8 protein-coding genes are annotated in these 6,459 nt (G+C 55.8%); 1 reads left to right on the forward strand and 7 read right to left on the reverse strand.

From position 1 onward, the window contains the following. The 7 genes from ureC to ttdA form a co-directional block, all read right to left on the reverse strand. The coding region (ureC, locus tag KQJ18_RS20380; RefSeq protein ID WP_216422603.1) for an urease subunit alpha at positions 1 to 1,212 on the reverse strand (1,212 nt) is incomplete at its 3' end. Continuing rightward, on the reverse strand, positions 1,205 to 1,525 hold the full coding sequence (locus tag KQJ18_RS20385) for an urease subunit beta (RefSeq protein ID WP_137347605.1): 321 nt from the start codon (positions 1,523 to 1,525) through the stop codon (positions 1,205 to 1,207). The genes ureC and KQJ18_RS20385, both read right to left, overlap by 8 nt. 9 nt (positions 1,526 to 1,534) lie before the next feature. Then, positions 1,535 to 1,837: an urease subunit gamma gene (locus KQJ18_RS20390; protein WP_137398602.1), complete on the reverse strand. Its 303-nt coding sequence runs from the start codon at positions 1,835 to 1,837 to the stop codon at positions 1,535 to 1,537. Between the two features lie 10 nt (positions 1,838 to 1,847). Then, positions 1,848 to 2,672 carry an urease accessory protein UreD gene (locus KQJ18_RS20395; RefSeq protein WP_199979407.1) on the reverse strand — a complete coding sequence of 275 codons (825 nt, stop codon included), beginning with the start codon at positions 2,670 to 2,672 and terminating at the stop codon, positions 1,848 to 1,850. A gap of 123 nt (positions 2,673 to 2,795) precedes the next feature. Beyond that, entirely contained in the window at positions 2,796 to 4,259 is a 1,464-nt protein-coding gene (locus KQJ18_RS20400; RefSeq protein ID WP_216422605.1) for an anion permease, read from the reverse strand. Positions 4,260 to 4,307: 48 nt separating this feature from the next. Next, positions 4,308 to 4,913 carry a L(+)-tartrate dehydratase subunit beta gene (gene ttdB, locus KQJ18_RS20405; protein ID WP_006688017.1) on the reverse strand — a complete coding sequence of 202 codons (606 nt, stop codon included), beginning with the start codon at positions 4,911 to 4,913 and terminating at the stop codon, positions 4,308 to 4,310. Then, positions 4,910 to 5,818 carry a L(+)-tartrate dehydratase subunit alpha gene (gene ttdA, locus KQJ18_RS20410; protein ID WP_069324354.1) on the reverse strand — a complete coding sequence of 303 codons (909 nt, stop codon included), beginning with the start codon at positions 5,816 to 5,818 and terminating at the stop codon, positions 4,910 to 4,912. Before ttdA ends, ttdB begins: the two co-directional genes overlap by 4 nt. Positions 5,819 to 6,030: 212 nt before the next feature. Here ttdA and KQJ18_RS20415 point away from each other — a divergent pair. Continuing rightward, positions 6,031 to 6,459: LysR family transcriptional regulator (locus KQJ18_RS20415; RefSeq protein WP_216422607.1), on the forward strand; the 429-nt coding region annotated here is incomplete at its 3' end.

The raw sequence follows: 6,459 nt of genomic DNA on the forward strand, positions 1-6,459 counted from the left end.
GATGTAGCGTTTAACACGCTGATTGTCGTTGTCGCCGATTTCTTCTGCCAGCGGACCACGCTGAACCTTCATGCGGTGCGCCACCTGCCAGGTGCGCAGGATCACTTCGCCCACGCGCCCCATCGCCTGTGAATCGGACGAGGTCAGGGAAAACGCGCCAATATCATGCAGCACATCCTCGGCAGCAATCGTTTCCCGGCGAATGCGCGATTCGGCGAAGGCGACGTCTTCAGCGATATCTGGATCGAGATGGTGGCAGACCATCAGCATGTCGAGATGCTCGTCGATGGTGTTGACGGTATAAGGCAGCGTCGGGTTGGTGGAGGAGGGCAAAATATTCGGATGTGCGCAGGCGGTGATGATATCCGGCGCATGGCCGCCACCTGCGCCTTCGGTATGGAAAGTATGAATGGTGCGATCGCCGATCGCTGCCAGCGTATCCTCAACAAAACCGGACTCATTGAGCGTGTCGCTGTGCAGCGCTACCTGGATGTCCATTTCGTCGGCCACGGTCAGCGCACAGTCGATAGCGGCAGGCGTGGCGCCCCAGTCTTCGTGGATCTTCAGGCCAATGGCGCCGGCAGTGATTTGCTCGCGCAGGGCGTCAGGGTTTGAACCATTGCCTTTGCCCAGCAAACCGATGTTAACCGGCAACGTGTCTGCCGCCTGCAGCATGCGGGCGATGTACCACGGGCCCGGCGTGCAGGTGGTGGCATTGGTGCCTGCGGCCGGACCAGTACCGCCGCCGATCATCGTCGTCACGCCGGAAACCAGCGCTTCTTGCGCCTGCTGCGGGCAGATCCAGTGAATATGCGTATCCACGCCGCCCGCGGTGACGATCTTGCCTTCTCCGGCGATGACTTCTGTTCCTACGCCTATCGGGATTGTGACATTGGGCTGAATATCGGGATTACCCGCTTTGCCTATGGCGAAGATCCTGCCGTCTTTGATGCCGATATCCGCTTTGACGATCCCCCAGTGATCAACGATCAGCGCGTTGGTTATCACCAGATCCACACACGCCTGGGCGCGCATTTGTCCCTGGCCCATACCGTCGCGAATCACTTTTCCGCCGCCGAATTTGACCTCTTCGCCGTAGGTGGTGAAGTCTTTTTCTACCTCGATCCACAAGTCAGTATCCGCCAGACGTACTTTATCGCCGGTGGTTGGGCCAAACATGTCGGCGTACGCCTGGCGGGAAATGTTACTCATTATCTGCCTCCAGCGCGCCCATCACTTCACTGCGAAAACCCACCATCCTTTGTGCGCCAGCGACGCGCACCAGTTCGACTTCGCGCTTTTGCCCCGGTTCAAAACGTACCGCTGTACCTGCGGCAATGTTAAGACGAAAGCCCCGCGTAGCTGCCCTGTCAAAGCGCAGCGCCGGGTTCACCTCGTGAAAGTGATAGTGCGATCCCACCTGGATGGGTCTGTCACCGTGATTCTCCACTACGATCGTGCAGGTTTCGCGCCCCTGATTGATCGCAATGTTGCCTGCTGAGATCTGATACTCACCTGGGATCATTGCCGCTCCTTAGACGATCGGGTTGTGGACGGTGACCAGTTTCGAACCGTCCGGGAATGTGGCTTCAACCTGAATATCCGGGATCATCTCTGGTACGCCTTCCATCACCTGATCGCGGCGCAGCACGTGACGCCCGTTTTCCATCAGCGCGGCCACGGTTTGCCCGTCGCGCGCCCCTTCCATGATGAAAGCGCTAATCAGTGCCACTGATTCCGGGTAATTCAGCTTCAGTCCGCGGGCCAGGCGACGTTCTGCCACCAGCGCGGCGGTAAACAGCAACAGCTTGTCTTTTTCTCTGGGGGTCAGTTCCATAATGGGCCTCTTAGGTTTGCCAGATTCGCGGTAGCATGGGCGCTTTGTGTGTCAGCAGCGGGCGCAGAAATTGCCAGATGTCACGCATAACGCGCTGAACAATCAGGTTGTCGTTCGCCAGAAAGCGGATTGTCAGCAGCGAGTCGTTAAGCGTTGCCCCGGCATAATCCCCCAATGGCGTAAGCCGCTCGCGCGTTCCCTCCAGCATGTGTTCGTTGGCCGGGTAACACAGCAACGTACCAATCCAGGGATGATGTGCGACGCCGCTCAGATTCCCTGCCTGCACCTGCAAACGCTCTATCAGTAGCGGTTGCCCATCCCGCCACACTTCCAGACGGTTTTGTAGCGTGCCGTGGCTGAACGTTTCCTGCATGACAGGGCGTCCGAGACACAGCAGATCCCAGGCCAGCAAATGGCTTGCGGACGTCAGATGAAATACGGACTGGACGGTGGCATTAGCGCCGGGAAAGAAGATCGTATCCTGCGGCAGCCACTCCAGCGTGGCGTGCGGGGCGAGCGTGAAATGCTGGCGTAGCAACGCCTGCGGCCCACGGCTGCGATAAAATTTTCCCGCGCCGGGCTGAGTGATTAACGCATGGCTGTTTTCATCGAGTGATACGGAAATATGTAGCTCATCCCCGCCGACGATCCCGCCAGGTGGATGAAGCAAATAGAGGTGACATACCTCTTCTTCGGGATAAAACGGACGTTGAACCGTCAAAGGTCCATAGTGACGCGCCGAGGCGAGCACCGTTTTGTGCCCGGTGCGGGTAAAGTGCAGATCCAGTTCGGCCTGCCAGCCTCGTGTGAGTGTCTCGTGCGCCAGCGTGTCCAGAGCGTTCCCCTTATCAGCATGAGGGTGTTTGCGTACAAAAAAGTATGCCTCAGCGCATCGGGAAATCGATCATATGAGAAGCTTATGGATAAAGGGGCGACAAGACGTCGCCCCAATGGGATTTTACAGTAAAACGAGAGGCATCCAGACCAGACCGGTGATCACCAGCAGCACGAGGAAAATCAGGCCAAAAATAGCGCCCAGCCGCCAGTAGTCAACCGTTGGCAAATAGCCGCTGCCGTAGTAGATAGGGCTTGGGCCGGTGGCGTAGGGGGTCAGAATACTGCCCAGGCCAATAGCGGCACCGACCATCAGGCAGAAGACCGGCAACGGGATTTCCGGCATCGCCAGCGCGGCGGCGATCATCATTGGCGCAAGGGCGGAGGTATACGCCGTGGCGCTGGCAAAGAAGTAGCGCAGTAAATAAAAGACCACGATGAGCGCCACCATCACCATGATCGGTGAATAGCCGCTCAGCCCGTTTGCCAGCAGCTTGCCGAACCAGGTAATAAAACCGGTGTTATTCAGCCCGGTCGCCAGGGTTATTAACGAGGCCAGCCAGAAAAAGACGTTCCATGCGGCTTTATTGCTGACGATGTCATCCCAACTGATGATGCGCAGTACCAGCATCAATGCCACCACGCTGTAACCGACCATTGCGGCGTCAATATAATCGCCACCGAAGATCCACAACACCAGCGCGCCGACCATCAGCCCGAGCATCTTTTTTTCACGTGCGCAGAGCGGTCCCATCGCTTTTAATTCTGTATCCGCCCAGCGCGGCACCTGATCACCGGATTTCAGCACCGGCGGGTACAACACATATGCCAGCCAGGGCACGATCAGCACCAGTAAAATGCTCAGCGGCAGCATACCCAAGAACCAGTCGCCCCAACTGAGCGCCGTATGAGATGCGCCTTTCATCAGGCCGATCAGCAGCAGGTTCGGCGCCATCGCCGTTAAGAAAATCGCGCTGGTGACGCAGTCGGCGACAATGCCCATCCACATGATGTAGGAGCCAATAGAACGTGAACTGGGGTCATTGGGCTGTGAGTTATACAGCGGCGGCAGGTTGCGGATAATCGGGTAGATTATCCCGGCCCCGCGCGCGGAGTTAGAAGGCGTGACGGGGGCGAGGATAAGCTCGGAGAACATCACCGCGTAACCGAGGAATAACGTCCGGTGCCCCATCTTTTTCACTAACATCAGCGCGATACGCCGACCGAGACCGGTTTTCTCATAGCCGGTACCAAACATAAAGGCCGCGAAAATCAGCCAGATCACCGAGTTAGAAAAGCCAGAAACGGCCCACGACAGCGATTTGGCGGTAAATTTAAAACCGTCCTGCGCGAGTTGTTCCGGGCTGAACAGGATCCACGGTGAAAGTACGGCGATGATCGAAATACCAATCATCGCTACGACCGCGCCGGGTACAGGTTCCAGAATGAGCCCCACAATCACACCGGTAAAGACGGCAAAATAGAGCCAGGTGTGGCTCTCAAGACCGGTGGGGACGGGTAAAACAGCAATAATGGCGATGACCACCAGCGGAGCCAGGTATCGCCACCAACCAGCTAAAGGTGCCATTGTGATATCCCTGCGAAAGGGGAGAGGCTCTGTGCCTCTCCGGAAGGGTTATTTGATGTAGTGCACGTGCTCGCAAATCTCTTCCACGATGGGATCGCGGCGTTCAGCGAACAGCTTTTTGTTTTCGGCGATCAGGTTGTTGCCGTGGGTGTCGATGGACACAATCAGCGGGCCGAACTCTTTGACCCGACATACCCACAAGGATTCCGGCATGCCCAGCTCCGTCCAGTGCACTTCTTCAATCTCTTCAACCTGAGTGGCCGCCAGTACGGCGCAACCAGCCGGGAAGATCACATGCAGCGCTTTGAACTGCTTGCAGCCTTCTTCTGTCAACGGTCCCATACCGCCTTTACCGACCACCAGCTTGACGCCGGTCTGCTCGATAAACTCTTTCTCAAAAGCTTCCATACGCATACTGGTGGTTGGACCGACGGAGACCATCTCCCATTTATCACCGTTCTTACGCACGATTGGGCCTGCGTGGAAAATAGCCTTGCCGTTCAGATCATAAGGAATTGGGCGCTTCAGTTCGATCAGGCGACGGTGGCACACGTCGCGGCAGGTCACCAGCGTACCGCTCAGGTAAATGACATCGCCAACGCGAATATCTTCCAGATCTTCGGCTTTAATCGGGGTGGTGAGGATCTTTTTCATAACGCGCTCCGGGTGTGAGACAGATTTTCGAAGGAGAGATCAGCATGAACCAACAGCGTGCCGCGACGGTGCGCCCAGCAGCCGGTGGAAACAGCAACGCCGATAGTCGACGGGTGGCGCGCGGCGGATTCGATATGCACGCCCATCACGGAGCTATTGCCGGTCAACCCCTGCGGACCAATACCCAGGCGGTTAAGTCCTTCTTCCAGACGCAGTTCCAGTTCGGCCGCTTTTGGATTGGGATGACGTGAGCCGATAGGACGCAGCACCGCTTTACGGGAGAGCACTGCGGCAGTTTCTACTGAGGTGGCAATGCCTACGCCCACCAGCACCGGCGGGCAGGCGTTAACGGCCAACGTGGAGATATTTTCGAAGACAAATTTCACTACGCCTTCGTAGCCTTCTGAAGGCATTAACACTTTCGAGCGTCCTGGCAGGGTACAGCCGCCGCCTGCCATGTAGACTTCGATTTCCGCGTCATCATTATCAGGAATGATGTCCCAGGTAATCCACGGTACACCGGTGCCGGTATTTTTGCCGGTATTCACTTCGTCAAAAATCTCTACCGCGTTATGGCGCAGCGGCGCTTTGACCGTGGCGTCTTCAACGGCTTGTTTCAGGATGCTTTGCAGCTCACCCAACAGCGGAAAACGGGAACCGACCTTTACAAAGAACATAATCTCGCCGGTGTCCTGGCAGGCCGGACGGTTCAGATCAATCGCCTTCTGCATGTTGTCAAACATGGTGTGGTAGATGATTTTACCCATCGGCGAGTCTTCGCCTTCCCGCAGCTGTTTTAATTTATCCACCACGTCGTCGGGCATACGGGTAGAAATCATGGCGGTAAAGTTCGCGACAATGTTTGTCAGCGTATTTATCGCATTTTGGTTATTTTGATTGCTCATCTTGTAAACTCCAGTTCTTTTATTTTCTGGAAATAAATTCTCCGCCACAAACTATCACTAAAAGTGTGGTTTTATATTATTTGACACTGTGAATATCCAATTAACAGTTCGTGAATGATGTCCAGGTAAGGCAATAAAAATTGCGCAAAGGCAGGGTTTAATACGCGTGAGGGAATTACACTGCGGTTAACAACATTACGGATATACCGACCATGCTGAACACGTATCCCCTGGCGAAAGACCTGCAGGTGCTGGTTGAAATTGTTCATAGCGGCAGCTTTAGCGCCGCTGCCGCCACGCTGGGGCAGACGCCTGCGTTTGTGACAAAACGTATTCAAATTCTCGAATCCACGCTGGGGACGACGTTGCTTAACCGCTCTGCGCGCGGTGTGGCGTTAACGGAAAGTGGTCAACGTTGCTATGAACATGCGCAGGCGATCCTCGCGGGCTACCAGCATCTGGTTGATGACGTCACGCAAATCAAAACGCGCCCGGCGGGGATGATTCGTATCGGCTGTAGCTTTGGCTTTGGGCGCAGCTATATTGCGCCGGCCATTACCGAACTGATGCATAGTTATCCTGAGTTACAGGTGCATTTTGAGCTTTACGATCGGCAAATTGATTTGGCGCAGGATAATATC

Source organism: Citrobacter sp. S55_ASV_140 (genome assembly GCF_018919505.1).
Classification (GTDB): Bacteria; Pseudomonadota; Gammaproteobacteria; order Enterobacterales; family Enterobacteriaceae; genus Citrobacter; species Citrobacter werkmanii.

Excerpts from the sequence above, each read along its gene's own strand:
- KQJ18_RS20385 (WP_137347605.1), bottom strand. The coding sequence starts at position 1,525 with ATGATCCCAGGTGAGTATCAGATCTCAGCAGGCAACATTGCGATCAAT.
- KQJ18_RS20390 (WP_137398602.1), bottom strand. The coding sequence starts at position 1,837 with ATGGAACTGACCCCCAGAGAAAAAGACAAGCTGTTGCTGTTTACCGCC.
- KQJ18_RS20400 (WP_216422605.1), bottom strand. The coding sequence starts at position 4,259 with ATGGCACCTTTAGCTGGTTGGTGGCGATACCTGGCTCCGCTGGTGGTC.
- ttdB (WP_006688017.1), bottom strand. The coding sequence starts at position 4,913 with ATGAAAAAGATCCTCACCACCCCGATTAAAGCCGAAGATCTGGAAGAT.
- ttdA (WP_069324354.1), bottom strand. The coding sequence starts at position 5,818 with ATGAGCAATCAAAATAACCAAAATGCGATAAATACGCTGACAAACATT.